We start from the raw sequence: 24,264 nt of genomic DNA on the forward strand, positions 1-24,264 counted from the left end.
GTCGTGGTTCACCTCTTGCCCCCTATGGCACTGGTCAATCGATCAAAAAGGCTGATGGGCAGACCCTGACCGAGACCTTGCGAATCGACGAAATCGGCAAAGGCTTCGTCCGAGCTGTATTTCGGACGCCAGGAGAGCTCCCCGGCCAACTGCTCGGTGTCGAGCACCCGGCCGTACGTCAGCCAGCGGAGCAACTCGGGTGAGAAACCCTTCAGCCCACCGAACCTGCGGCCGAAGTCGCCCAGCGTCTGCACGGCGGGCGCCGGGAGACGGAGGATCGGCCGGCCGGCGCGTCGCAGTGCCTGCGAAAGGAGCACGACGCCGTCGCCGGCCACGTTGAACGTGCCGGGGTGGTCCTCGGTCGCCATGCGGCGCAGCACCTCGACCCCGTCGTCCTCGTGGATGAACTGAAGCCTCGGGTCGAACCCGAGCACCGTCGCCGCCACCGGCATGTGGAAGTACCGGCTGAGCGGTGAGTCGACGTGCGGTCCGAGGAAGTTCGCGAAGCGCAGCACGGAAACGGTCAGGTCGGAGCGCCGCCGGGCGAGGCCGCGGACGTACCCCTCGACCTCGACCGCGTCCTTGGCGTAGCCGGACGACGGCGGCAGCACCGGCTCGTCGGTCTCGCTGAAGACGGCCGGATCGTGCCCCGACGAGCCGTAGACCGCCGCGGACGAGCGGACCACGACCTTGCGCATCGCCGCCGACCGCTGGCAGGCGGCAAGCAGCTGCATCGTGCCGATGACGTTGAGTTCTTTCGTCTTCATCCGCGCTGCGGACGTCATCGTCACGAGGTTGAGGTGCACGACCGTGTCGACCTCGGCCGCGTTAATGATCTTGGCGATACTCGGCGTGCGGATGTCGATACGAACGAACTCCGTACGCCCAAGCGGCATCGTTGGCGCGACGGTATCCACGCCGATGACCCGTTCGATGCTGGGATCGGCCTGGAGAGTGTCCGCGACCCGTGCCCCTAGAAAACGCGAAACGCCGGTGACCAGGACCACCCGGGCCGTACCTGAGGTGCGTGATCCGCTCGCCGAGGGACGCATGGTTGACACAATGCCCCACAGCCCTTACGGCTACCTCAACTCGACGTTACTTCTTGTTACGGCGCTGCACCCGGGTCTTCTTCAGCAGCTTGCGGTGCTTCTTCTTGGCCATGCGCTTACGACGCTTCTTGATGACAGAGCCCACGAAACCCTCACTAGGTGATCGGCAGGAGACAGGCGATCAGCACCCTTGGCGGGCACAGCCCGAAGCCCAAGGGTACCGCCGCCAGAACGCCCGTCGTTCGCGGGCTCGGCAACCCCCGTTGCGGTTGGAGGTCAACCCGCTTCGATGAACGCGTCTCGCAGATAGTCGTGGACAGCCTGCTCCGGTACGCGGAACGAACGTCCCACGCGTATTGCCGGTAGTTCTCCTGAGTGAACGAGGCGGTATACGGTCATCTTGGACACCCGCATCACCGCAGCCACCTCGGCCACAGTCAGGAACCTGACCTCGCTGAGAGGTCGCTCGCCTGAGCTCATCGGACGCCCTCTTCCACACGCCGCGCGTCAGACCTTTGCGGTGACTTTGATCACGGCCGTGTACTTTCTCCAGCGTAAATCGTGAATCTGTAGTCGCAAGAGGGGAGTTCAATCAATCAGGCCCGAACGTGCCAAAAGATACACAGTAAGCGGCGTGTAGTAGTGCGGCGGCACGTTGTCGTCCAGTGGTACGACGACATGGACCTTGCCCTCTGCCTCCCCCGCGAACAGCGCCGGATCATTGCAGTCGGCGAACCCGACCGTTGCGACCCCCGCCTGTCCGGCGGCGCCCGCCCAACCATGGTCCGCTATGGCCAGATCCGGCCATACACCTGAGTTTACTCTGACTTCTTCCAGTATCGCTCGCATCGGGTGTGGGTCGTGTGTATGGTGCAGCGCTCCATCCCCAGAAAGCACGGCCACATCGTCGATGTAGCGAATCTGCCGGGTCCGCGATCCCTGCGGCGTGTCGACCTCGTACGACCATCCTGCCGCCGGTGTGATCACCCGGCAGCCGCGTTCGCGCAGTTCGCGGGCGACCGCCAGGTAGACCGGCAGCAGGCCCGAGGGGTGCCCGGTCGCGAGCAGCACGGTCTCCCGGCCCGCCGCCGCCTCGCCGATCCGCTCGCCCATCGCGTCCAGCGCGTCGATCGTCAGGTCCGGGTCGATCGTGTCGTCGCCGTAGACGTGGGACGTGTCCGGGTCGATCCCGCACTTCTTGACCATCAGCGCGAAGATGTCCTCGAAGGTCCACTCACGCTCCAGCTCCAGGCCGAACTGGTAGTACGGACGGCCCGCCGCCATCCGCCGGAAGTGCAGGAGGTTGACCTGCCGCGGCGTCGCCACCTCGCCGGCGATGAGCGTGCGTACGAGCTGGTCGCGCAGCTCCGTTCGCGTGGGTACCGGGGTCATTGCATCGGGTCCAGGCCGTGCTCCGGGAACACCGCCTTGCGCGTCGCCAGAACCGCCCGATCCACCGGATTCGCCGGGTCGTACCCGCTCGCCCACGTCCATACCTCCACGCTCGCTCCGTCACCCGAAAGGTCGCTCATGCGCTCCGGCGCCCGCGCTCCGGTACGTTCGCGCACGTAGTCACGCCAGGTCTGTGGAGTGAGCGTCTCCGGTGCGATCGGCCGCTCCGACGCCTCGGCCAGCAGATGGGTCCACGCTCGTGGCACCACCTGGACCAGCTCGTACCCACCGCCGCCGACGAGGACCCAGCGGCCGCCGGCCGTCTCGTGGGCCAGCCGGTGCAGCGCCTGGTACGCGGCGCGCTGCCCGTCCACGCTCAGCCTCAGGTGGGCGAGGGGGTCCAGCTCGTGGCTGTCACAGCCCTGCTGCGTCACCAGCACCTCCGGCGCGAACGCCCGCAGCAGCGGCGGGACGACCGCGTCGAAGGCACGCAGCCAGTGCCTGTCGTCGGTACCCGGCGGCAGCGCCACGTTGACCGACGTACCCAGAGCGGAACCCGCTCCGGTCTCCTGCGGCAGGCCGGTGCCGGGAAACAGCGTCCGCGGCGTCTCGTGCAGGCTGATCGTGAGCACCCGTGGGTCGTCGTAGAAGGCCGCCTGGACGCCGTCGCCGTGGTGGACGTCCACGTCGACGTACGCGACCTTGCGCGCGCCCTGTTCGAGCAGCCAGGCGATCGCGATGGCCGGGTCGTTGTAGACGCAGAACCCCGACGCGGCGTCCCGCATGGCGTGGTGCAGTCCGCCGGCGATGTTGGCGGCGTGTGCCGTTGTACCGCTCCAAACCGCGCGCGCGGCGGCCACCGTCGCGCCCGCGACCAGCGCCGACGCGTCGTGCATGCCCGGGAAGACCGGATTGTCGGCCAGGCCGATGCCCCGTGCCGGGTCGGCCCGCTCGGCGCGTACGGCGTCGATGTAGGCGGGGTCGTGGACGAGCCGCAGCAGGGCGTCGTCGGCCGGCTCGAACTCCTCGAGTGACACCCCGGGAGTGTCGAAGACCCCGAGGTCGCGGGCGAGCGCCATCGTGAGGTCGACGCGTACGGGGTTCATCGGGTGCTCGAGGCCGAAGTCGTACGACGTCAGGCGCTCGTCCCAGAAGACCTGGAGCGAGGCTGTCGTGCCGGCCGGATCGATCTGCTCGCTCCGTTCGTCCATGTTGGTCACGGTACCGGTAGGCTCCGCGGCCATGGGGCTGGAGATGCGTACCACCTGCGAGCGCTGCGACACGCCGCTGTTCGCCAATGGCCTGGCGTACATCTGCAGTTACGAATGCACGTTCTGCGCGTCGTGCACCCGGCAGCTGTCCCACAAGTGCCCCAACTGCGACGGCGAGCTGGCCCGCCGCCCGACACGCGTCTGACGGTCCGGCTCGGCGGTTCTCCGGGCGAGCGTCGCACGGGAGCTCGGGCTACACGGCCCCCGGGTCCGTGCGCAGGATGCCGTACGTCACGCCGTCGCGCCAGGCGCCGTCCCGCCAGCCGAACCCGCGCATGACGCCCTCGCGGCTGAACCCGGCCTTCTCCAGCGCCCGGCATTCCGCGACGTTGCCCACCTCGGTGTCGGCCTCGATCCGGTGCACCGTCGTGTGCGCGAACAGGTAGCGGCTCAGCAGCCGGTGCGCCTCCGTGCCGTACCCGTGACCGCGCGTCTCCGGCAGCATCGCGATGCCCATGACGAAGCAGTACGACCGCCGGCCCGTCCGCCGGCTGGTCCAGGACACGAACCCGAGCCGCTCCTCGCCGCGCGCCACGATCAGCGTGCCGCCGTCGTCGCCGAGCAGGCCGTTCTCGGCCCAGCCACGGCGGTACCGGTACGGGTCGTGCCACCCGAACCAGGCGAACTCCCCGGTCGAGTCCGGATCCTGCGTCAGCCGCTCCAGGACCGCGAGGTCGGCCTCCCGGACTGGGCGCAATGTGAGGTCTGTACCCATATCGCGATCATGCAGTACCGGTCCGGCCGCCGGTAGGTGTCACCGCGATCGCCGCCGCCGGAGCCAGGACATCGCGCCTACGCCGCGGCGTGTTCCGCGTCCCGGGCGGGCTCCTCGCCGATCGTACGGTCGCGGCCGGCTCCCAGGCCGGGCACCAGCAGCACGACGGAGACGACGAGCATGAGCACGGCGGGCGCGCTCCAGCCATCGGTCGCGTCGTGGACCGCCCCGACCGCCAGCGGTCCGAGGGCGGCGATGACGTACCCGAGCCCCTGAGCCATCCCCGACAGCTGCGCCGTCACGTGGGCGTCGGAGGCACGCAGGCCGATGAACGACAACGCCAGCGCGAACCCGACGCCCTGGCCCAGGCCGAGCACGACGGCCGATGCCCAGATCGCGCCGACCGGGGCCCAGACGACGCCCGCGAAGCCGGCCAGGCACAGCACGGTGACCAGCACGACGATCGGCCGCTGGTCGCGCAGCCGGCGGACGATCACCGGGAGGAGGAGGGCTCCGGCGGCCTGGAACAGGCTGCTCACCCCGAACGCGTAGCCGCCCGCGGCCTCGCTCAGCCCACGGTCCTGGCAGATGGTGGGCAGCCAGCCCGACGTGATGTAGGCGAGCATCGACTGCAGGCCCATGAACCCGGTGACCTGCCAGGCGAGAGGCGACCGCCACACCTGCGGCGAGGCGCCCTCCGGCGCGGGAGTGGCCGCGGTGCCGCTGCGCAGCCGGGGCAGCCAGGCGGCGCCGGCCACCGCTGCGGGGATCGCGAGCAGGACGAGCGGCACCGACCAGTCCGAGGACATCACGTGCTCCAGCGGCACCACGACGCTGGACGAGACGGCGGCCCCGGCGGTGATCGCGACGGTGTAGATGGCCGTGACCGTGGTGATGGCCTGCGGATGGTCGCGCTTGATGATCGAGGGAACGGCGATGTTGCCGATACTGATCGCTATACCGGCCAGGAGGGCTCCGCCGAACAGCGCCGCCTGCGCCGGGATCACCCGAAGGAGCAGCGCGACGACGAGCAGTCCCATGCTCGTGACGAGGAGGACCTCGCCACGCAGGCTGCGTCGGAAGAGCGGCGCCACCAGGCCGAATGCCCCGAAGAACAGCACCGGCAGGGTCGTCAGCGCGCCGGCGGCGAGGTCCGACATACCGAGATCGTTTTGGATCTGCCGGAGCAGCGGCCCGACCGCCACGACAGCGGGCCGCAGATTGAGCGCGACCAGAACGATCAGGATGACACCGGCATGTCGCCTCAAAGCAGCGCCTCCAGCGCTTGAAGTGTGGGCACCACGACACACTCGGCGGCGTGCCCTGCCGCCTCCGGGTCGCGCGCGGCGATCGCGTCCACCACCGCACGGTGCGCGGCCGGCCCGGCGTCGGGCAGTTCGCGGTCCAGCCGAACGGCGCTCAGCGACTCGCGCAACCGGCTCTGGAAGTAGCGGAACGCCTCCAGGAGCAGCGAGTTGTGCGCGGCCTCGGCGACCCCGGCGTGGAAGCGCACGTCCGCCTCACCGAACTCCTCCGGGTCGCACGCGGCGTCGCGGTCCTCCAGGAGGGCGCCCAGGCGCACCAGGTCATCGCGCGTACGGCGCCGCGCCGCGAGCCGCGCCGCCTGCACGTCGTAGGCCTGCTGCAGCTCGAACACGTCACGGAGCGTGGCCCGCTCCACGCGCCGCAGCAGAGGCCGGGGATCGACCGCGCTGCGGACGTACGTGCCGTCTCCACGGCGGACCTCCAGGACGCCGATGTGGCTCAGCGCCCGGATCGCCTCCCGCACGGCGGACCGGCTGACCTGCAGCCGGGCGGAGAGGTCGTACTCGCCGGGGATCCGGTCCCCCACCGACCAGGTTCCCGAGGTGAGCTGCCCCTGCATCTGGTCGATCACCGCCTCTACGGCCGAAGACCGCGGAACCGGTTCAAGTGTGGTCACACCTTGTGATCATGCCAGATGTCAGGCATGTTAAACGTCTGACATCTGATAACTCAACCGAGTTGTGACGTGACGACCCGGAAGGTCGGGGCATCTAACAAGGTAGGTGACTCCTGGCCCAGGAGGCGGTTGCGGTGGATTCTGCGAAAGAAGTGAACATCCCCCCGTTCGTACGGACCCCGAGCTCGCAAAGCCGAGTGCTGACCACGGCCGTGCGCCTTGGGGTCAGGCCGTTCGCCGGGCGGATCAAGGGCCGGTCGGCCACCATCCGGTTCTGGCGCACCCTGCTGGGAGCCGGTTCGCGATGTCTGCGGCCGGACTCCCGCGTGAGCGTGGAGCCGATCATCGACCCCTGCATCGAGGACCCGGACGTCAAGCGCCCCGTACGCGGCGAGTGGCTGCGCCCCCCGGGCAGCTCGAACCGGGAGGGCGCGATCCTCTACCTCCACGGTGGCGGCTACGCCATCTGTTCCCCGCGTACGCATCGCGTGATCACCGCCCGGCTGGCGGCGGAGACCGGGCTGCCGGTGCTCGTCCCCGACTACCGGCTCGCGCCCGAACACCCGTTCCCCGCGGCGTTCGAGGACACGCTCGACGCGTACCGGCTGCTGATCGCGCGCGGTGTCCCCCCGGAGCGGATCATCATCGCCGGCGACTCGTCCGGTGGCCATCTCGCTACCGCCCTGACCGTCGAGGCCTGCCGTACGGGCCTGCCGGCACCCGGCGGCGTCGTGCTCTTCTCCCCCTGGGTCGACCTCACCGGCGAGCTGGCCATGGCCTCGACGATGCGCCGTCGCGACCCGTACATCGACCCGGCGGTGGCGACGAGGTTCGGGCGGCTCTATGTCGGCGCCGGCGATTGGAGCGATCCACGGCTTTCCCTGCTGACCTGTCCGAGTGAGGAGCTGCCCCCCTTTCTCATCCAGGTGGGCGGCATCGAGGTGCTGCGGGCCGAGGCGGAGGCTCTCGCCGCGGTGCTCGAGCAGGCGGGCAGCCCCTTCGACCTGCAGATCTGGCCGGGACAGATGCACGTCTTCCAGATCTTCAACCGGATGCTCCCCGAAGCGGACGAGGCGATGCGCGAGGCGGGCCGCTTCATCCGCAAGGTCGTCGGCGACGACTCGGTGACCGAGGCCGCCTGACCCTCCCCTGATATTCTGAGCGCATGCGAGGACCGCGATTCGGCTGGCGTGCCGCCTGACGGCGGTCGCCCCTTCCTCGTTGCCCACAACGGCCGCCGCCTCGGCGGCCGTTCTGCGTGCGCCCGCCGAGCGGCCCTGCCCAAAGGAGTCGCCATGACCGAGCCGCGCGAAAGAACCGGCAAGCGCGGTCCCCTCGCCGCCTCGCCGACGGAGGAGGGCCCGCCCTCGCGGGTGCTCAGCCTCTTCACACCGTCCGGCCGCCCCACCCTCGGCAACCTGCTGGGGGCGCTGCTCCCGTCCGCGCGGCTGCTGCCGACGGCGGACTGTGTGTTCGGGATCTCGGACCTGCACGCCCTCACCAGCGAACACGACCCCGCGCGACTGCGCGAGCGCTCACTCGAACTGGCCGGGCTGGCCATCGCGGCCGGCATCGACCCGGCACGCTGCGTCCTGTTCCTGCAGAGCAATGTGCCCGCCCATGCCGAGCTGTCCTACCTGCTGGAGAGCACCGCGCACTACGGCGAGATGCAACGGATGATCCAGTTCAGGGAAAAGTCGGAACGGCAGTCCGCCGTACGGCTGTCGTTGCTCACCTACCCGGCGCTGATGGCCGCCGACATCCTGCTCTACCAGGCGACGGACGTACCGGTCGGCGCCGACCAGGCGCAGCACGTCGAGCTGACCCGCGACCTCGCGGCGCGTTTCAACCGGCGGTACGGGCCGGTGTTCACCCTCCCCCGCGCCGTCCATCCGCCGATGGCCGCCCGGGTCATGGACCTGTCCGACCCGGGCGCCAAGATGAGCAAGTCGGTCGACTCTCCGGGGACGATCTTCCTGCTCGACCCGGTCGACGTGGTCCGGCGCAAGATCATGCGAGCGGTCACCGACTCGGGCACCTCCGTGGCGTACGACTCCGAGGCCAAGCCCGGCGTCTCGAATCTCCTCGCGATCCTGTCCGCCACCACCGGGACCCCGGTCGCGGAGCTGTCGCCCGGCTCGTACGGGGCGCTGAAGAAGGAAACCGCCGACGCGGTCATCGCCCTGCTCGAACCCCTGCAGCGGCACTACGCCACGCTTTCCGCCGACCCCGCGACGCTGGAGACGGTCCTGCGTACGGGCGCGGAGCGGGCTCGCGAGCGCGCCGCGAGCACCGTCACCGCGGCGAAGGAGGCGATGGGACTGCTGGCGGCTTGAAGGCCGGCTCGGCCGGACGCCGGTGCCCTCGCACGGCGTCCGGCCGAGGTCTACACCCTGGCCGGGCTGCCGCGATGGGCGGCCGTCGACCCGGTCCGCGTGTACATGAAGCCGATCGCGGCGGCCACGGTGGCGACGGCCTCGGCCACGGCCGCCGTGACCTTGTCCGCGTACCAGACCGGTTCGTACATCTCCGGCAGCGGGCCGAGGGTACCGACGTCGACGTATCGGTAGAGGAGCACCGCGCCGAGCGCGCTGGCCGCGACCAGGAACGCGATGAGGTACGGCACGGGGCGAGGCCTGACGAGAACGAGGATGGCCACGACCGCGGCCAGCACGCCCTGAACCCAGAACAGCGTGGTGGCGGTGATCGTCCCGGTGTGGCCCGCGTCGGGGGCCAGGTGGATGTGGATGTATGCGTCCACGCCGAGTCCGGCGAAGACGGCCAGTCGAAGGAGAAGGCCCATACTTCCGTTACGTCTCGGCACCTCGATCGGTTCAAGTCAACGGGCAAAAACGTAGAGCTCAGCCGCTGCCGAGCTCGCGCCCGCGGTCGCGTGCGGCCTCGATCGCCTCGATGACGGCGGCGCGCACGCCGTGGCGCTCGAGTTCGCGGATGGCCGAGATGGTCGTGCCGGCCGGTGAGGTGACCGCCTCGCGCAGCATGACCGGGTGGTCGCCGGAGTCGCGCAGCATGACCGCCGCGCCGACCGCCGACTGGATCACCATCTCCAGCGCGGCCGCCCGCGGCATGCCGAGCAGGATGCCGGCGTCGACCATCGCCTCGACCAGGTAGTAGAAGTACGCGGGACCGCTGCCGGACAGCGCGGTCGCGGCGTCCTGCAGCGACTCGGGGATGCGCAGCACCTTGCCGACCGGGGTCAGCAGCTCCTCGGTGAGCTTCAGGTGCTCCTCGGAGGCGTGCGTGCCGGCCGAGATGACGCTCATCGCCTCGTCGACGTGCACCGGCGTGTTGGACATGACGCGGACGACCGGCACGTCGTCCGGCAGCCGCGCCTCGATGAACGCCGTCGGGATGCCCGCCGCCATCGAGATCACGAGTCGTCCGGGCGTGACATGGCCCTTCAGCTCGTCCAGCAGCGCCCCCATGTCCTGCGGCTTGACCGCCAGGACCAGAGTGCCGGCGGTGCGCGCGGCGTCGGCGTTGGTGGCGACCTCGACGCCGTACCGCTCGCGCAGCAGCGCGCCGCGTTCCTCTCGCCGTGCCGTGACGATCAGGTCGGAGGGGCGCCGGCCGGCGCGCAGCACGCCGGACAGGAGCGCCTCGCCCATCTTGCCGGCACCCAGAATCGCGATCATTTGCGTCCTCTTCCGCTCACCTCACGAAGCGTATCGATCTCGGACGCCGCGAATGGGCCCCGGCCCTCACCTGCGTCCCTGCGCGAGCGGACCGAGTTGGCCGGATTCGGCAGGAAAGAAATCCCTCTTCGCGACAAATACCCCATGACCGCTGTCGTCGATGAGATGGACGTCGCATGAGAAGACTCAGAGCAGGTCTCACCCTTGCTCTCACAGGCCTGGTGATCGCCGGAGCACCGGCCGCCGCCCGTGCCGACACCCACCCCGCCTCCCCGCCCGCGTCCTCTCCCCCGGGCCGTTCGTACACGGTGACCCTGCTGACCGGGGACGTCGTGCACCTGCGCACCCGGGCGGGCGGGCCACCGCTCGTGTCGGTGGACCCGGGGCCGGGACGGCGTTCCGTGCTCTTCCGCCGGGACATCCTCCCCGACGGGACCGTGCGGGTCATCCCGCTCGACGTCGCGGCCAAGATCGGCAGCGTCTATGACCCGGCGCTGTTCGACGTCACCGCGCTGATCAAGGACGGTGACGACGACGCGCACCGGTCCGACCTGCCGCTGATCGTGCAGCACGGCTCGGGCATGCGCGCCCTGGCCGCGGGCCGTACGCTCTCGAGCCTGGGCGCGACCGCGGTGCGGCAGCCGAAGAAACAGGCCCTCACGCCGAAGGCCACGAGCGCGGCCGGCGTACGCCACATCTGGCTCGACCGTAAGGTGCGCGCCACGGCGCTGGACCACAACCTCGACCAGATCGGCGCGCCCGCGGCCTGGAAGGCGTCCGCCACCGGGAAGGGCGTCAAGGTCGCCGTCCTGGACACCGGCGTCGACGCGACCCACCCCGACCTGAAGGGCCGGATCGCGGAGCAGAAGAACTTCAGCGAGTCCCCGGACACGGTCGACCGCTACGGGCACGGCACCCACGTGGCCGCGACGATCGCGGGCACCGGAGCCGCGGCGAACGGCGAGCGCCGCGGCGTGGCCCCCGACGCCGACCTGATGATCGGCAAGGTCCTCGGCGACGACGGCTACGGCGACGAGTCCGCGATCATCGCGGGCATGGAGTGGGCGGCGGCCAACGCGCCGATCGTCAGCATGAGCCTCGGCGGATACTCCGACGACCCGGCGAACGAGCCGATGACCAAGGCCCTCGACGACCTGACCGCCAAGGACGGCACCCTGTTCGTCGTGGCCGCCGGCAACGACGGAGAACGGGACACCATCGAGGCCCCCGGCATCGCGGGTTCGGCGCTCACGGTCGGCGCCGTGGACGGCCAGGACCAGGTCGCCGGCTTCTCCAGCCGTGGCGGCCGCACCGTCCTGAAGCCGGAGATCGCGGCACCGGGCGTCGGCGTCGTCGCCGCCCGCGCCGCGGGCACCACGATGGGCCACGCCGTCGACGCGAACTACACCTCCGCCGACGGCACCTCGATGGCCACCCCGCACGTCGCCGGGGCCGCCGCGGACCTGCTGCAGAAACACCCGTCGTGGGACGCCGCCCATCTGAAGGCCGCGCTCGTCTCCACTGCGGACGCGACGAGCGGCACCGTCTACCAGACCGGTGCCGGACGCCTCGACATCGGTACGGCGGCCACCGCGACGGTCACCGGTGACCAGGCGACCGCGGCGTTCGGATCGGTCCCGCACGGCTCGACCGCGGCTCTCACGAAGCAGCTCACCTGGACGAACACCGGAACGACGGCCGTGACCCTGCGGCTGTCCGCCACGCTGTCCGACGCCCACGGAAAGGCCGCGACGGCGCTCTCCCTGCCATCGGCGGTGAGCGTTCCGGCCGGCGGATCCGCCGGCGTCACGTTGTCGCTCGACCCGAAACGGCTCACGAGTGCCGGTGAGTACGGCGGTGTCGTGACCGCGAAGGCGGCGGGCGTCTCACTGCGCACGCCGGTCGGCGCGTTCGCCGAGCCCGAGACCCACACGCTGACGGTGAAGGCCACGGCGCTCCCGGACACGCCGGACGGCGCCATGAGCGGATGGGTCGGTGTGTCCGACCTGGACGATTACACGCTGTTCTCGCAATCGGTCGCGTTCGACGCGGACGGCACCGCGAAGATCACCGTGCCCTCCGGGCGGTACATCGTCCTCGGCGAGATCGACGACACGACCGCGGGCAAGGAGCGCGCGGTCCTCGCCGGGACCGCCGAGCTGACCGTGGACGGCGACCTGACGCTGCCACTCGACGCCTCACGCGCCGAGCCGCTCCGCATCTCGGCGCCGGGCATGACACCCGATCCCGACGCGGCGCAGGGCCTGCAGATCGAGCGGAGCGTCGGCGACGACACCTGGGTCGCCTCCGTGTACAGCTTCGGCGGCTCGCCGGCCGTCTACACGGTCCCGATCGCCGCCGTACGTACCGGCGTCCTACGGGCGTACGTATTCACCCGGCTGACCGACGGCGGCAAGACCGTCGAGGACGTGCTGCACGACCTCGACGGCAGCGTCCCGGCGTCGGTGGACTACCGGCCCGACCCGAAGAGCCTGGCCCGCATCGACCAGCGGTTCGGCGCGATCAACGGGGACGTCAAGGACCCGGTCGGCGAGATCCGGTACGGCATCGACCCTGCCGGGTTCCTGGTGTCCGAGGGCGACAGCCAGGCGCCGGCCGGCTCGACCCGTACCGACTACGTCACCACCGAGCCCGGCATCCAGTGGGCGGACGAGGCCGCCCCGCCGAACCTCGGCCGGGGGTTGTGGGTCACCGAGCTGCCCGTGCGGCGGTACGCGGCGGGCAGCACGCAGACCAGTGAGTGGGTACGCCAGCCGTTCCGGCCGGGCCCCTACTCCGCGACGGGCGCGACACCGAGTGAATGCGCTCCGGGCGCGAGCACCCGCAGCCGCGGGAACATCCACGTCGAGCTGGTCGACCTGCAGGACCTTACTGACGGCTTCGACTGCCTGACCGACATGCCGGAATGGGACGCCGTCAGCACCCGATCCATGAAGCTGTACGCGGGCGACACCCTCGAAGGCACCGTCGACCGGTCCTACGGCGACTTCACCGTGCCGGCCACGGCCGGAACGTACCGCCTGGACTACGACCTGGACGCGTCGCGTGCACTGCCGATCTCCACGAAGACCTCGACCGAGTGGACGTTCCACTCGAACCCGGTCGAGGAGCGGCTCCCGCTGCTGCTGGTGGACTACCGGCTGCCGCTGGACCTGCTCAACCGGCCCAACGGCGACACCGCGACGTTCACCGTCTCCCGCGTCGCGGGCGCGGCCTCGGCCAAGGCCACCGGCCTGAAGCTGTGGACCTCGCTGGACGACGGCACGACCTGGCAGGCCGCCGACGTGTCGGGCACGGGCGGGAAGTACTCCGCCACGCTGCCGCACGCCGGCAAGGGCCAGGCCGTCTCCCTGCGCGTCCAGGCCACCGACTCCGGCGGAAGCAAGATCGACCAGGCCATCCTCCGCGCCTACTTCGGCGCCTGACCCCTGACGCGGAGGACCGCCCCGGCTCCGGGGCGGTCCTCCGTCGTTCAGGACTTGGTCGCCAGCGACCTGAGGAAGAAGCCCAGGTTGGCGGGGCGCTCGGCGAGCCGCCGCATGAGGTAGCCGTACCACTGCTCGCCGTACGGCACGTAGACGCGCACCTGGGCGCCCAGCCGTGCCAGCCGCCGCTGCTCGTTCGGGCGGATGCCGTACAGCATCTGGTACTCGAAGCTGTCCGGCTCACGGCCGTGCAGGCCGGCCAGCGAGCCGCCGATCTCGATCAGGCGCGGGTCGTGTGTGGCGAGCATCGGGTACCCGCGCCCGCCCATCAGCACCTTCATGCAGCGGACATAGGACCTGTCGATCTCGTCCCGCCCGGTGAAGGCCACCGACTCGGGCGCGCTGTAGGCGCCCTTGCACAGCCGTACGCGCGAGCCCTCGTCGGCGAGCGCCGCGCAGTACTCCTCGGCGCGCCGGAGGTAGGCCTGGATGACCGCGCCGGTGGAGGGGAACTCCTCGCGCAGCTTCCGCAGGACGCGAAGGGTCGAGTCGACCGTCGTGTGATCCTCCATGTCGAGGGTCACCGTCGTGTTCGCGTCGCGCGCGGCCGCGCAGACGCGCCGGGCGTTCTCCAGCGCGATCTTCTCTCCGTCGTCGAGGAGCTGGCCGAGCGCGGTGAGCTTGACCGAGACCTCGGCGCGGGAACCGGAGCCGTTCTGGGCGAGCCGGCCGAGCAGCTCTTCGTACCGGCCGGTGATGGTCTCGGCCTGTGACGCCTCGACGGTGTCCTCGCCGAGATGGTCGAGGGTGATGAGCAGGCCGTCGGAGATGAGTTGTTCGGTGACGGCAAGGGCTCCGGCCACGGACTCGCCCGCGACGAACCTTCTGACGACATTTCTGGTGTAGGGCGCGGTCTCAACGAGCCTGCGTACGCCGCCGCTGCGCGAGGCGGCCAAAAGGACCTGGCGGAGCAACCTTTCCCCCTCTCCCTGGGACCACACTGTCCCGATCGCTCCCCAGGTTAAGGCACCCTTCAGCCGGTCCGGCGCCGCAGGGTCGCGGCACCGAGTACCAGCGCCAGCAGCGCGCAGCCCGCGACGACGATCACGTCGCGTACGAGGACGCCCGTCAGCTCGCTGTGGCGGGTGAGTTCCTGCATCGCCTCGACCGCGTACGACAGCGGCATCACGTCGGCGATCCACTGCAGCACGGTCGACATCTGCCCGCGCGGGACGAACAGCCCGGCGAGCAGCAGCTGCGGCAGCGCGAACGCCGGCATGAACTGGACCGCCTGGAACTCCGTACGCGCGAACGCGCTCGCGAACAGGCCCAGCGCCATGCCCAGCCACGCGTCGAGCAGCGTGACGAGGAACAGCGTCCAGATGGGCCCTTGCAGGTTCAGGCCGAGCCAGGTGAGGGCGATGGTGCCGACGACCGCGGCCTGGACCAGCGCGGTGACGCCGAAGGCCAGGGCGTACCCCAGCAGGAGGTCGAGCTTGCCGAGCGGCGTGGTCATCAGGCGTTCGAGCGTGCCGCTGGTCCGCTCGCGCAACGTCCCGACGCTCGTGACGATGAACATCACGATGAACGGGAAGACGCCGAGCAGGATCGGCCCGAAGCGGTCGAAGACGCCGGGCTGGTTCAGGACGTACCTCAGCAGGATCATCAGCAGGCTGGGCACCCCGATGAGGAGCCCGAGCGTACGGCGGTCGTGCCGGAGCTGCGCCAGGATGCGGCGCATCGTCGCCAGCGTGATCGTGAGGCTCATGCCACCGTCTCCTGTCCCTGGATGACGCGCAGGAAGGCGTCTTCGAGGTCCTGCGTCCCGGTGGTGGCGCGCAGGGCTTCGGGAGTGTCGTCCGCGAGCAGCAGGCCGTCACGCATCAGCAGCAGCCGTTCGCAGCGTGCGGCCTCGTCCATCACGTGGCTGGAGATCAGGAGCGTCGCGCCGCCGTCGGCAAGCTCGTGGAACAGCTCCCACAGCTCACCGCGCAGCACCGGGTCGAGCCCGACCGTGGGCTCGTCCAGCACGAGCAGCTCCGGCTCGCCCAGCAGCGCGATGGCCAGGCTCGCCCGGTGCAGCTGCCCGCCGGACAGGCTGGACGCCGTCTGGTTCCGCGCGTCCACGAGCCCGACCTCCTCGATGACGCGGTCCGGGTCGCCGCGCGGCACACCCAGCACGTTCGCGAAGTATCGGAGGTTCTCCCGGACGGTCAGGTCGGCGTAGACGGCCGGGTTCTGCGTCGCGTACCCCACACGCCGGCGCAGCTCGCGGCCGCCCGCCGGGTGACCCAGCACGGTGACGGTGCCGCCCGCGACGATCTGTACGCCGACGACGGCCCGCATCACCGTTGTCTTGCCGCAGCCGCTCGGGCCGAGCAACCCGACGACCGAACCGCGGGGGACCTTGAAGGTCAGGCCGTGTACGACCTCGCGGCCTCCGCGTACGACCCGGAGGCCATCGGCCTCGATGGCGTAACTCATCATGTGTTGAATTTATGCCCGCGGCAGGACGCTCGTCAACGGGTCCGTTGGACTCCAGGCGCCAGCGCTCAGGCCGGGGTTGCTCAGGCCGGGGTGCTCAGGCGCCCAGGTAGCGCTGGATCGTCGGCGCGAAGAGAGCCACGAGCTCCTCCTCCGAGGCGGAGGCCAGCGGCTCCAGTTCGAGCACGTAGCGGAACATCACGACGCCGACCATCTGCGACGCCGCCGCGTTGAGGTTCATCCGGGGCACGTCGAGGGCCTCGGCGACCCGCGCCAGGAGCCTGGAGGAGATGAACTCCCGCAGCAGGGTGGCGCCCGTCTTGCTGGTGGTGGCGGACCGGATGATGCCGACGAACTGCGGACTCAGCCGCGGGTCCTGCCAGATCCGCAGGAAGGTGCGTACGAGGCGCTCGCCGATCTCCTCGCGCGGCCCGGTGAGGATGAGCGGCAGGATCGTCGCGGGGTCGATCGGGAACTCCATCGCGGCGGCGAACAGCTCGTCCTTGGTGCCGAAGAAGTGGTGCACCAGGGCCGGGTCCACACCCGCCTCGCCGGCGATCGCCCGGATGGAGGCCTTGTCGTAGCCGCGGTCACCGAACAGGACACGTGCCGCCGCGAGGATGTCGGCGCGCGACGACGACTGGCCGGGCCGGCGTCCGGGACGGCGTGTGGGCGCCGTCACCTGCCGCGCTCCCGCGGGCCGGTCAAGAGGGCGAAACCTCGCCCTCGGAACTCACCCGCCAGGCGCCGTGCGGCCGGGCCGCCGCGAGGTGCAGCCGGGTGAAGGCCAGGGACTCGGCCAGGTCGTCGATCCGCTGGTCGCGCCCTGTCGCGCGGCGCGTGTTGATCTCGACGACCACCTGGCCGGAGTAGCGCTGCGCGGCGAGGCGCTCCAGCATCTCGCCGGCCGGCTGGTTGCCGCGCCCGGGCACCAGGTGCTCGTCGCGGTTGACCACGCCGATGCCGTCGGCCAGGTGCAGGTGGGCGAGCCGGTCGCCCAGCGCCTCGGCCATGGCGAGCGGGTCCGAACCGGACACGGCCGTGTGGGACAGGTCGATGGTGACGTTGGGGTACGGCTGGTCGACCGGGTTCCAGTGCGGGGCGTACATGCCGACCTCGGCCGTACGCGCGCGGACGGGGAACATGTTCTCGACCGAGAAGACGACGTCGGTCTCCTCCTGCATGCGCGCGAGGCCCTGCTCGAACTCCCGCGCGTAGTCCCGCTGCCAGCGGAACGGCGGGTGCACCACGACGACCTTCGCCCCGAGCTTTTCGGCGGCGTCTTTGGAGCGTTGCAGTTTGCCCCACGGCTCACGGCCCCAGACCCGCTGGGTCAGCAGGAGGCACGGCGCGTGCACCGACAGAATCGGCACCTGGTGGTAGTCCGACAGTCTCCGGAGTACGTCGATGTCCTGGCTCGCCGGATCGGTCGTCACCATGATCTCGATACCGTCGTATCCGAGCTGGGCGGCCATCTCGAAGGCGGCAGGCGTCTTCTCCGGGTAGGTGGACGCCGTCGAGAGGACGATCGGCGCGTCGGGTACCTGGAGGACTTCTTCCACAATCGGCAAGCCTATGCGCTCCACAGCCCCGCGCGTTGTGGGATCCCCCACCCGTTTACCGTGTAATAGTGATCGCCGCCGGAGCCGTACCCAGTCCGAACATCTGGAACGCCCCGCGCGTGTACGAGCTGGAGAACCTCGCGGCCGATCCGGACGGCCGCATCGAGGAGGCCATGCGCGCCGTCCGCACCTGGGATGGCGCCGACGTCCTCGACATCGGCTGCGGCACCGGTTTCCATCTCCCGCGCTTCGCACGTACGGCGTCGAAGGTCCTGGGCGTGGAGCCACACGAGGAGCTGGCCTCGGCGGCTCGCCGGCGGATCGCGGGGACTCCGGGCGTGGCGGTACGCGTGGGCGCGGCGCAGTCACTGCCGCTGCGGGACGCGACGGTGGACGTGGCCCACGCGCGCTGGGCGTACTTCTTCGGTCCCGGCTGCGAGCCGGGTCTGGCCGAGCTCTCCCGCGTCATGCGGCGGGGTGGCGCGGCGTTCGTCATCGACAACGACGCGACGAGGTCGACGTTCGGCTCGTGGTTCCGGCGCTGGCTGCCGGGCTATGACGCGAACGCCGTCGAGCGGTTCTGGGCACGGCACGGTTTCTCGCGTACGCAGGTCGACATGGACTGGCGGTTCGAGGACCGCGCCGACCTGGAGGCGGTGCTGCGGATCGAGTTCCCGGCGCGGCTGGCCGAGGAGTTCCTCGGCGAGGTCTCCGGGTGCGAGGTCGACTACGCCGTCAACCTGTGGTGGCGGCGCTACTGACCTTGCCGCGGTGTTACTGACCACGGTGTTACTGACCACGGGCCGCGGCGGAACGGGCGGCGGCGAGTGTGGCCACCACCCGCCCGGCCACGACCCGCATGCCGAGCGCGTTCGGGTGTACGGGCATGGCCGCGTGGGTGATCAGGATCGGCTCGACCCAGCGGTGCGCCGAGCACATGTCGTGACCGGTGCTGCCACGGTAGTTGTCCACGAAGATCGCCCCACCCCGCCGCGCCTCGTCGGCGAGCATCCGGTTGAGCGATCGCTCCACCCGGTCGAGGTAGGGCACGTCACCCGCGGCGGCGGGCACTGACGGCCAGCACCCGGTGGCCGAGGGCAGGATCCGCAGGTAACCGACCACGACGACGAGCGCGTGCGGCGCGCGCTCGTGGATGGTCCGCAGCACCGCCGTTATCCGTGGCGCGGTCGCGGTGACCCGGTCGGTGAGCGTGGCGCCGAAGTGCTTCATGCAGGGCGCGCCGGCCGGTGCGGTGAGGCTCAGCCCGGCACAGGAGTAGAGGGTCTTGCTGAACCCGACGTCGTTCCCGCCGATCCCGACGGTCACCAGCGCGGTGTCGGGCGTGACCGCGGCCAGCTGCGCGGGGTTGTTCCCGAGCAGGACGTGCTGTGGCTTGAACAGGTCCGCCGTGGTGGCGGCACTACAGCTCACGTCGGCGAACTCCCCGGCCCGCAACGCGTGCGCCACCAGCGAGGGATAGTTGTGGTCGGACCGCAGACAGGCGAACGGCTTGCCGTGCTGGCGAGGGATCAACGGCCCGGCGGTGAACGAGTCACCGAGCGCGACATACCTCCCGCCGGCCACCCGCTCCAGCGCCCGCGCCACCCCACGCTCCCCCGCCTCACCACGCCCCTCCGGGCTCGCCGTCTCGGGCCACGTCCGTACGAGCCTGGCGGGGCCGGATGCCGGGGCCGCTTGCGCGGGGGTTCCCGTGATGATCGTCGGAACTACCGCCGCGAGCGCGATCCACCTGCGCATTCAAAGCCCTCCCCCGTGAACCCACCCACCGGCGAGCAGGCGACGGCGGTGGCCGAGCGGGCCGTCCGAGAGCCGCTCGTAGTCACATTTTTACCCAGCGCAACCGTCGCCACTCTGATGCCGCCCTGACCTGTCAGTGCGCCTGCGTACAGTCACCCCCATGGCGAAGACCGTGAAACAGGCGTACCGCTGTGCCGAATGCGGCTGGCAGACCTCCAAGTGGGTCGGGCGCTGCGGCGAGTGCCAGGCGTGGGGCACCGTCGACGTCGCGGGCGCGCCAAAGCCGGCGCGCGTCGTCACGGCGGGCCCGGTCACCGCCCCGGCGCGGCCGATCGGCGAGGTCGACGTGAAGGCCGCGCAGACGACCGCGACCGGCCTGGACGAGCTCGACCGGGTGCTCGGCGGTGGCCTGGTGCCGGGTGCGGTGATGCTGCTCGCCGGCGAGCCCGGCATCGGCAAGTCGACCCTGCTCCTCGAGGTCGCGGCCCTCCACGCCGCGCGCGGCCCCGTCCTCTACGTCACCGGTGAGGAGTCCGCCGAGCAGGTGCGCCTGCGCGCCGACCGTGTCGATGCCATCGCACCCAAGCTCTACATCGCCGCCGAGACCGACCTGGCGGCGGTGCTGGGCCAGGTCGATTCCGTCGCGCCCGAGCTGCTCGTGGTCGACTCGATCCAGACGATCGGCTCGGCCGAGATCGATGGCGCGCCGGGTGGCGTGAGCCAGGTCCGCGAGGTCGCGGCCAACCTCATCCGGGTGGCCAAGGCACGCGGCATCACCACGGTCGTCGTCGGCCATGTGACCAAGGACGGCTCGATCGCCGGCCCGCGCGTGCTGGAGCACCTGGTGGACGTGGTGCTCTACTTCGACGGCGACCGGCACAGCCGGCTGCGCATGATCCGCGCGGTGAAAAACCGCTACGGGCCCACCGACGAGCTGGGCTGCTTCGACCTGTCGGAAAGCGGCATCGTCGGGCTGCCCGACCCCAGCGGCCTGTTCCTGACCCGCCAGGAAAAGCCGGCGCCCGGCACCTGCGTGACCGTGACGCTGGAGGGCCGCCGGCCCCTCGTCGCCGAGGTGCAGTCCCTGGTGGCTCCCTCGCCGCTCGCCAACCCGCGCCGCATGACCTCCGGACTCGACTCGTCACGCGTGGCGATGATGCTCGCGGTGCTCCAGCGGCGTTGCGGGATCAAGCTGCACGACCGTGACGTGTACACCGCGACGGTCGGAGGCGTACGCCTCAGCGAGCCGTCCGTCGACCTCGCCGTGGCGCTCGCGGTCACCGGTGCGGCGAACGACCTCGCGCTACCCCCGGACATGGTGGCGTTCGGTGAGGTCGGGCTGGCCGGTGAGGTGCGCGGGGTGCAGGCGGCGAAGCGGCGGATGTCGGAGGCATCGAGGCTCGGATACCGCCGTGCGATCGTGCCGGCGGGGTCGCTGGATCCCGCCAAGAGGGCGACCGGCACGATAGTGACGGATGAGGGTATGCAAGTGATGGAAACGGACGCCGTCTGGTCCGCACTAGACATCGCGTTTGCCTCGCGTGGTCCTGGAGCATGACTAAGAGCTGTTCACTTTGGGTCGAGGGGAGGAGGCTGGCCTAGTGGGTTCACCGATAAACTGACCGCCGTCCAAGCGACCTCCGGGGGTCACGTGCCAGCACATGACAAGGGTAAAGACGAGCGTCGGCGCGCCACCCTTGCCGCCGTCGCTCCTGGTACGCAGCTTCGCGACGGGCTCGAGCGCATCCTGCGCGGCCACACCGGTGGCCTGATCGTTCTGGGGTACGACAAGGTCGTCGCGGGCCTGTGTACGGGCGGGTTCCAGCTCGACGTCGAGTTCTCTTCGACGCGCCTGCGCGAGCTTGCGAAGATGGACGGCGCGATCGTGATCGACAGCACCTGCACGCGCATCGTCCGTGCCGGTGTTCACCTCATGCCCGACCCCACGATCCCGACCGAGGAGTCCGGCACCCGGCACCGCACCGCCGAGCGAGTGGCCCGGCAGACCGGTTTTCCGGTGCTTTCGGTCAGCCAGTCGATGCGCATAATCGCGCTTTATCTCGACGGCCAGCGCTATGTCCTGGAGGACTCCGCCGCGATCCTGTCGCGCGCCAACCAGGCGCTCGCCACCCTGGAGCGCTACAAGCTACGGCTCGACGAGGTCGCGGGCACGCTGTCCGCCCTGGAGATCGAGGACCTCGTCACCGTACGTGACGTGAGCGCGGTCATGCAGCGCCTGGAGATGGTCCGCCGCATCGCCGACGAGATCAACGGCTACGTCGTCGAGCTGGGCACCGACGGCCGCCTGCTGTCCCTCCAGCTGGACGAGCTGGTCTCGGGCGTCGACGCCGACCGCGAGCTGATCGTCCGCGACTACGAGCCCCAGGACCGCGACCCACGCCCGGTGTCCGGCGTCCTGGCCTCCCTCAACCGCCTGTCCGCCACGGAGCTGCTCGACCTGCCCACGGTCGCCGACGTCCTGGCGTTCTCGGGCAACGACCCGCTCGACATCCCGGTGAGCCCCAAGGGCTACCGCCTGCTGGCCAAGGTCCCGCGCATGCCGAGCCTGGTGGTCGAGCGGCTCGTGGAGCACTTCGGCGGCCTGCAAAAGCTCCTCGCCGCCGGCATCGACGACCTGCAGATCGTCGGCGGCGTCGACGAGGCCCGCGCCCGCAGCGTACGCGAGGGCCTGTCCCGCCTGGCCGAGTCCTCGATCCTCGAACGCTACGTCTGACCAACGGCCCGAGCCTTCGATGAGCGCGGGATCCCGGCTCCTGCGTGGCCCGGCCGGGCGGGGGAGTTCTGCCCGCTCCCCGACCGCCCGGCCGAATGCGCCCGCTGGCCGGCCGCCGCGTACGAGGCGGCCGACGAGGGCCGACCCGAGCCGCCGCGGACGCGCATCCCGGTCAACGTGACCGTTCCCGCCGTCGGCACGGACGCCGCCCAGGCGCGAATCGGGATGCCGTAGGGCGAAGGTGGCGGTTCAACCGGCACGGACCGCCCACGCGTGGAACCGGATTGCCGTACGGCGAAGGCGGCGGTTCACTACTTGTCCCCCACCTTCGGCGTCAGCGTGTTGATCCATCGAACACCTGGCGCACCTCCTTCCCCATGCGCCACTGGACCGGGAGCCCGCATGGGCAGGATCGGGCCCGGCCGAGCGGCGATCTGGCCTCCACGATCACGCCGACTCGGCACTGACGGCCGCGCGGCGTTGTCATGGCTCGGCGCGGCCCGACGCAGCCCGGCTTGCAGGAAGGATCCGGCAAGGCCTCGACGCCGTCGAGCCGGGTCCGTGCCGCCTGGCGCCGGCGCCCCGAAGTCCCGGCGGCGGAGCCGGGCCCTGTAAGGCGCGGAGAGGGCCTCAGCGGAGCCGGAAGACCTCACGGTGGGTCTTGATGCCAGGCGCGCCCACCGCGATGACATAGGTGCCCGGAGCCGCGTGAGTGTCGCTGTTGCAGCGCCTGCGGTCCCAGTCGAGGGTCGCGAGGTACGGGACGCCCCGCTGGAGCATCTGAAGGTTGGCGGGGGCCCCGCCCCCGCATCGCGCGGACGACCAGACCGGGTCGGTGCCGGAGGAGATGCGGATCAGCAGGGCCTTCGGGCCCACGTCGAACGTGCAGGCCCGGCGGCCGGTGTTCACTACGCTCAGCCCGAACCTCGGGTGCTGCTTGCCCTTGAAGACGGTCCCGGTCGGCCGGACGCCGACGACGACGTCGCCGGCCTCGCACTGGTCGCCCGCGTGCTTCTTCTCGGCCAGCAGCGCCTTCGGCGTCGCGGTGACCGTCACGGTCGCGGTGGGACTGGGAGTCGCCACGGGTGCCGGGGTCGCCGCCGCGGGGCTCACCGTGGCGGCCGCGTTGCGCACCTGCGCCGTCGACTTCTTGTGACCCGACCCCGAACAGGCCCATGCCAGCAGGCCGATCAGGGTGATCCCGCCGGCCAGGACGTACACGCGCCGGCGCCAGTACGCCTCCACGTCGCCGTGCTCCAGCTCGATTTCGTGGTCCAGACGTTCGCTACGGTCGGTGTCTGAGTCCATACACTCAGTATGCTTTTTCGATCATGGCGAGTTGTCGCGACCCGCCGTGCCAGGATCGATTGCGTCATGCATGAGTCCAGATACACCGAACCCGTCCTGAGCTGGTACGCCGCGAATGCCCGCGATCTCCCATGGCGGCGTCCCGACGCCTCCCCCTGGGCCGTACTGGTCAGCGAGATCATGTTGCAGCAGACCCCGGTCGTACGCGTGCTGCCCAGCTATGAGGCCTGGCTGGCCCGCTGGCCGGTGCCCGCCGCGCTCGCCGCGGAGCCCCCGGGCGAGGCCGTACGCGCCTGGGGCCGCCTCGGCTACCCACGGCGCGCCCTCAACCTCCACGCGAGTGCGCGGGCGATCGTGGACCGGCACGGCGGGGTGGTCCCGGCCGACTACGACGAGCTGCGAGCCCTGCCGGGTGTGGGGGCGTACACCGCCGCGGCGGTCGCGAGCTTCGCTTACCGGCGGCGGCACGCGGTGCTCGACACCAACGTGCGGCGCGTGCTGGCCCGCGTCGTGACCGGCGTCCAGTACCCGCCCAAGGCCCAGACGACCGCCGAGGTACGCCTCGCGGAAGAACTCCTGCCTCCGGATCCGCCGGTGGCCGCTCTCTGGTCGGTGGCGGTCATGGAGCTGGGCGCACTCGTGTGCACGGCCCGCGCGCCCCGCTGCGCCGACTGCCCGCTGTCCGGCGACTGCACGTGGCGGCTGGCGGGCAAGCCCGCGTACGACGGCCCGGCGCGCAAGGGACAGACCTACGCGGGTACCGACCGCCAGTGCCGCGGCCGCCTGCTGGCCGTCCTCCGGCACTCCAGCGGTCCCGTGGAGAAGGCCGCGCTGGACGACGTCTGGGACGACACGCTCCAGCGCGAACGCTCCCTGGCGACACTGATCGAGGACGGCCTGGTCGACCCCCTGGACGACGGCCGCTATGCCCTGCCGGGCTGAGG

The 24,264-nt window shown here is 70.8% G+C and carries 25 protein-coding genes; 8 read left to right on the forward strand and 17 right to left on the reverse strand.

Annotation, left to right across the window (positions count from 1 at the left end):
* Positions 1-8: 8 nt before the first annotated feature.
* The 5 genes from FB559_RS11790 to FB559_RS11810 form a co-directional block, all read right to left on the reverse strand.
* Entirely contained in the window at positions 9-1,052 is a 1,044-nt protein-coding gene (locus FB559_RS11790; RefSeq protein ID WP_141955655.1) for an NAD-dependent epimerase/dehydratase family protein, read from the reverse strand.
* Positions 1,053-1,098: 46 nt separating this feature from the next.
* On the reverse strand, positions 1,099-1,197 hold the full coding sequence (locus FB559_RS11795) for a 30S ribosomal protein bS22 (protein WP_012854759.1): 99 nt from the start codon (positions 1,195-1,197) through the stop codon (positions 1,099-1,101).
* A gap of 131 nt (positions 1,198-1,328) precedes the next feature.
* Complete coding sequence (locus FB559_RS11800) at positions 1,329-1,532, reverse strand: helix-turn-helix domain-containing protein (RefSeq protein WP_026414196.1); 204 nt, start codon at positions 1,530-1,532, stop codon at positions 1,329-1,331.
* Between the two features lie 108 nt (positions 1,533-1,640).
* Entirely contained in the window at positions 1,641-2,444 is an 804-nt protein-coding gene (locus FB559_RS11805; RefSeq protein WP_141955656.1) for a phosphatase, read from the reverse strand.
* Positions 2,441-3,655, reverse strand: a complete 1,215-nt coding sequence (locus FB559_RS11810; protein WP_141955657.1) for an acetoin utilization protein AcuC — start codon at positions 3,653-3,655, stop codon at positions 2,441-2,443. Before FB559_RS11810 ends, FB559_RS11805 begins: the two co-directional genes overlap by 4 nt.
* 31 nt (positions 3,656-3,686) lie before the next feature.
* On the opposite strand from FB559_RS11810, the gene FB559_RS11815 reads away from it, so the two are divergent.
* A complete protein-coding gene (locus tag FB559_RS11815; RefSeq protein ID WP_141955658.1) occupies positions 3,687-3,860 on the forward strand; it encodes a DUF1272 domain-containing protein in 174 nt (57 codons plus the stop codon).
* 48 nt (positions 3,861-3,908) lie between these two features.
* Here the strand turns inward: FB559_RS11815 and FB559_RS11820 are convergent, their stop codons facing one another.
* The 3 genes from FB559_RS11820 to FB559_RS11830 all read right to left on the reverse strand — a co-directional run bounded on the left by FB559_RS11820 (position 3,909) and on the right by FB559_RS11830 (position 6,372).
* Positions 3,909-4,430 carry a GNAT family N-acetyltransferase gene (locus tag FB559_RS11820; RefSeq protein ID WP_141955659.1) on the reverse strand — a complete coding sequence of 174 codons (522 nt, stop codon included), beginning with the start codon at positions 4,428-4,430 and terminating at the stop codon, positions 3,909-3,911.
* 77 nt (positions 4,431-4,507) lie between these two features.
* Complete coding sequence (locus FB559_RS11825; protein ID WP_141955660.1) at positions 4,508-5,698, reverse strand: CynX/NimT family MFS transporter; 1,191 nt, start codon at positions 5,696-5,698, stop codon at positions 4,508-4,510.
* Positions 5,695-6,372: a FadR/GntR family transcriptional regulator gene (locus FB559_RS11830; protein ID WP_221639981.1), complete on the reverse strand. Its 678-nt coding sequence runs from the start codon at positions 6,370-6,372 to the stop codon at positions 5,695-5,697. The genes FB559_RS11825 and FB559_RS11830 overlap by 4 nt, the downstream gene beginning before the upstream one ends.
* Before the next feature lie 197 nt (positions 6,373-6,569).
* On the opposite strand from FB559_RS11830, the gene FB559_RS11835 reads away from it, so the two are divergent.
* Positions 6,570-7,514: an alpha/beta hydrolase gene (locus FB559_RS11835; RefSeq protein WP_185792155.1), complete on the forward strand. Its 945-nt coding sequence runs from the start codon at positions 6,570-6,572 to the stop codon at positions 7,512-7,514.
* Between the two features lie 153 nt (positions 7,515-7,667).
* Positions 7,668-8,708, forward strand: a complete 1,041-nt coding sequence (gene trpS / locus FB559_RS11840; protein ID WP_141955662.1) for a tryptophan--tRNA ligase — start codon at positions 7,668-7,670, stop codon at positions 8,706-8,708.
* Positions 8,709-8,758: 50 nt separating this feature from the next.
* Here the strand turns inward: trpS and FB559_RS11845 are convergent, their stop codons facing one another.
* Both FB559_RS11845 and proC read right to left on the reverse strand, forming a co-directional pair.
* Positions 8,759-9,175 carry a hypothetical protein gene (locus FB559_RS11845; protein ID WP_141955663.1) on the reverse strand — a complete coding sequence of 139 codons (417 nt, stop codon included), beginning with the start codon at positions 9,173-9,175 and terminating at the stop codon, positions 8,759-8,761.
* 58 nt (positions 9,176-9,233) lie between these two features.
* Positions 9,234-10,028: a pyrroline-5-carboxylate reductase gene (gene proC, locus FB559_RS11850; protein WP_141955664.1), complete on the reverse strand. Its 795-nt coding sequence runs from the start codon at positions 10,026-10,028 to the stop codon at positions 9,234-9,236.
* 176 nt (positions 10,029-10,204) lie between these two features.
* On the opposite strand from proC, the gene FB559_RS11855 reads away from it, so the two are divergent.
* Positions 10,205-13,474, forward strand: a complete 3,270-nt coding sequence (locus FB559_RS11855) for a S8 family peptidase (protein WP_141955665.1) — start codon at positions 10,205-10,207, stop codon at positions 13,472-13,474.
* A gap of 47 nt (positions 13,475-13,521) precedes the next feature.
* Here the strand turns inward: FB559_RS11855 and FB559_RS11860 are convergent, their stop codons facing one another.
* The 5 genes from FB559_RS11860 to FB559_RS11880 form a co-directional block, all read right to left on the reverse strand.
* On the reverse strand, positions 13,522-14,448 hold the full coding sequence (locus tag FB559_RS11860) for a proline dehydrogenase family protein (RefSeq protein ID WP_141955666.1): 927 nt from the start codon (positions 14,446-14,448) through the stop codon (positions 13,522-13,524).
* Between the two features lie 59 nt (positions 14,449-14,507).
* Positions 14,508-15,242, reverse strand: a complete 735-nt coding sequence (locus tag FB559_RS11865; protein ID WP_141955667.1) for an ABC transporter permease — start codon at positions 15,240-15,242, stop codon at positions 14,508-14,510.
* Positions 15,239-15,961 (reverse strand): ABC transporter ATP-binding protein, encoded by a 723-nt coding sequence (locus FB559_RS11870; RefSeq protein ID WP_141955668.1) that lies wholly within the window; start codon positions 15,959-15,961, stop codon positions 15,239-15,241. The genes FB559_RS11865 and FB559_RS11870 overlap by 4 nt, the downstream gene beginning before the upstream one ends.
* Positions 15,962-16,055: 94 nt before the next feature.
* Positions 16,056-16,640, reverse strand: coding sequence for a TetR/AcrR family transcriptional regulator (locus tag FB559_RS11875; RefSeq protein WP_141955669.1), 585 nt, complete (start codon positions 16,638-16,640; stop codon positions 16,056-16,058).
* A 22-nt stretch (positions 16,641-16,662) separates the two neighbouring features.
* On the reverse strand, positions 16,663-17,520 hold the full coding sequence (locus FB559_RS11880; protein WP_246121532.1) for a sugar phosphate isomerase/epimerase family protein: 858 nt from the start codon (positions 17,518-17,520) through the stop codon (positions 16,663-16,665).
* A gap of 173 nt (positions 17,521-17,693) precedes the next feature.
* On the opposite strand from FB559_RS11880, the gene FB559_RS11885 reads away from it, so the two are divergent.
* The gene (locus tag FB559_RS11885; protein WP_246122434.1) at positions 17,694-18,281 is read left to right on the forward strand and encodes a class I SAM-dependent methyltransferase; all 588 of its coding nucleotides are present in this window, start codon (positions 17,694-17,696) and stop codon (positions 18,279-18,281) included.
* Positions 18,282-18,309: 28 nt separating this feature from the next.
* Here the strand turns inward: FB559_RS11885 and FB559_RS11890 are convergent, their stop codons facing one another.
* The gene (locus FB559_RS11890) at positions 18,310-19,278 is read right to left on the reverse strand and encodes an SGNH/GDSL hydrolase family protein (protein WP_141955670.1); all 969 of its coding nucleotides are present in this window, start codon (positions 19,276-19,278) and stop codon (positions 18,310-18,312) included.
* Positions 19,279-19,438: 160 nt separating this feature from the next.
* On the opposite strand from FB559_RS11890, the gene radA reads away from it, so the two are divergent.
* On the forward strand, positions 19,439-20,836 hold the full coding sequence (gene radA / locus FB559_RS11895; protein WP_141955671.1) for a DNA repair protein RadA: 1,398 nt from the start codon (positions 19,439-19,441) through the stop codon (positions 20,834-20,836).
* A gap of 93 nt (positions 20,837-20,929) precedes the next feature.
* Positions 20,930-22,012, forward strand: coding sequence for a DNA integrity scanning diadenylate cyclase DisA (gene disA, locus FB559_RS11900; protein WP_185792156.1), 1,083 nt, complete (start codon positions 20,930-20,932; stop codon positions 22,010-22,012).
* 630 nt (positions 22,013-22,642) lie between these two features.
* Here the strand turns inward: disA and FB559_RS11910 are convergent.
* Positions 22,643-23,320: a hypothetical protein gene (locus FB559_RS11910; protein WP_141955673.1), complete on the reverse strand. Its 678-nt coding sequence runs from the start codon at positions 23,318-23,320 to the stop codon at positions 22,643-22,645.
* Between the two features lie 66 nt (positions 23,321-23,386).
* Between FB559_RS11910 and FB559_RS11915 the strand changes: the two genes are divergently transcribed.
* Positions 23,387-24,262, forward strand: coding sequence for an HhH-GPD family protein (locus FB559_RS11915; RefSeq protein ID WP_141955674.1), 876 nt, complete (start codon positions 23,387-23,389; stop codon positions 24,260-24,262).
* The last annotated feature ends 2 nt before the right edge of the window (positions 24,263-24,264 follow it).

The organism is Actinoallomurus bryophytorum, from assembly GCF_006716425.1.
Classification (GTDB): domain Bacteria; phylum Actinomycetota; class Actinomycetes; order Streptosporangiales; family Streptosporangiaceae; genus Actinoallomurus; species Actinoallomurus bryophytorum.

Bases quoted from the DNA above. Each gene is read 5' to 3' on its own strand.
- FB559_RS11790 (WP_141955655.1), bottom strand. From the start codon at position 1,052: ATGCGTCCCTCGGCGAGCGGATCACGCACCTCAGGTACGGCCCGGGTG.
- FB559_RS11800 (WP_026414196.1), bottom strand. From the start codon at position 1,532: ATGAGCTCAGGCGAGCGACCTCTCAGCGAGGTCAGGTTCCTGACTGTG.
- FB559_RS11805 (WP_141955656.1), bottom strand. From the start codon at position 2,444: ATGACCCCGGTACCCACGCGAACGGAGCTGCGCGACCAGCTCGTACGC.
- FB559_RS11810 (WP_141955657.1), bottom strand. From the start codon at position 3,655: ATGGACGAACGGAGCGAGCAGATCGATCCGGCCGGCACGACAGCCTCG.
- FB559_RS11815 (WP_141955658.1), top strand. From the start codon at position 3,687: ATGGGGCTGGAGATGCGTACCACCTGCGAGCGCTGCGACACGCCGCTG.
- FB559_RS11820 (WP_141955659.1), bottom strand. From the start codon at position 4,430: ATGGGTACAGACCTCACATTGCGCCCAGTCCGGGAGGCCGACCTCGCG.
- trpS (WP_141955662.1), top strand. From the start codon at position 7,668: ATGACCGAGCCGCGCGAAAGAACCGGCAAGCGCGGTCCCCTCGCCGCC.
- FB559_RS11845 (WP_141955663.1), bottom strand. From the start codon at position 9,175: ATGGGCCTTCTCCTTCGACTGGCCGTCTTCGCCGGACTCGGCGTGGAC.
- proC (WP_141955664.1), bottom strand. From the start codon at position 10,028: ATGATCGCGATTCTGGGTGCCGGCAAGATGGGCGAGGCGCTCCTGTCC.
- FB559_RS11855 (WP_141955665.1), top strand. From the start codon at position 10,205: ATGAGAAGACTCAGAGCAGGTCTCACCCTTGCTCTCACAGGCCTGGTG.
- FB559_RS11865 (WP_141955667.1), bottom strand. From the start codon at position 15,242: ATGAGCCTCACGATCACGCTGGCGACGATGCGCCGCATCCTGGCGCAG.
- FB559_RS11870 (WP_141955668.1), bottom strand. From the start codon at position 15,961: ATGATGAGTTACGCCATCGAGGCCGATGGCCTCCGGGTCGTACGCGGA.
- FB559_RS11885 (WP_246122434.1), top strand. From the start codon at position 17,694: ATGCGCGCCGTCCGCACCTGGGATGGCGCCGACGTCCTCGACATCGGC.
- FB559_RS11890 (WP_141955670.1), bottom strand. From the start codon at position 19,278: ATGCGCAGGTGGATCGCGCTCGCGGCGGTAGTTCCGACGATCATCACG.
- radA (WP_141955671.1), top strand. From the start codon at position 19,439: ATGGCGAAGACCGTGAAACAGGCGTACCGCTGTGCCGAATGCGGCTGG.
- FB559_RS11910 (WP_141955673.1), bottom strand. From the start codon at position 23,320: ATGGACTCAGACACCGACCGTAGCGAACGTCTGGACCACGAAATCGAG.
- FB559_RS11915 (WP_141955674.1), top strand. From the start codon at position 23,387: ATGCATGAGTCCAGATACACCGAACCCGTCCTGAGCTGGTACGCCGCG.